Source organism: Methylobacterium sp. J-090, from assembly GCF_022829345.1.
Taxonomy (GTDB): Bacteria; Pseudomonadota; Alphaproteobacteria; order Rhizobiales; family Beijerinckiaceae; genus Methylobacterium.
In genome coordinates this window covers 1-498 of record NZ_JAKSXV010000021.1, presented here as the reverse complement: position 1 = coordinate 498, position 498 = coordinate 1, and the positions used below count along the sequence as shown (strand labels likewise).

The window sequence follows — 498 nt, the reverse complement described above, 5'->3', positions numbered from 1 at the left end:
GGTGGTTTCCATGCCGCCATCAGCGTTACCCCAGGATGGCCCGCGATGCGACCGGGACGGTGATCGGCCGCGCGGCCGGAACGGTCCTTGCGTGGCTCCGCCCGACCGGTCCGGGGGCAGTTCGGCACGGGGTTGCGGAACGGGTCCTCCGCCGCCTGTCCACCGGGGTGTTCCGAGCCGGCATTGCCCGATTGTCATCGGACTGTCCTATGACGGTCCCCGTCCACCTCCCCATCAAGGTCGAGCGATGCGCATGCATGACCGCAGCCCGGATCACGCGGTTTCGAACCCCGAGGCCCTCGAAGCGGATCTTTTGGGTCTGATCGAGGAATCCCGTGAGCAGGCGGCGGAGGACCCGTTCCGCAACCCCGTGCTGGCCGTGACCCTGGCCATCACCCGTCGGTTCGATCGCGGCGAGATCGACGAGGAGGCCCTCGACGGCCTGTTCGCCCGGCTGCGGGCGCAGTCCCTGGCGGACCGGGCCGGACGCCTGCGGGC

The 498-nt window shown here is 70.3% G+C and carries 1 protein-coding gene; it reads left to right on the top strand.

Translation table 11 applies throughout. From position 1 onward, the window contains the following. Positions 1 to 253 precede the first annotated feature (253 nt). Positions 254 to 498, top strand: a 245-nt coding sequence (locus MKK49_RS02490) for a hypothetical protein (protein WP_409565007.1), incomplete at its 3' end; no start/stop codon positions are given.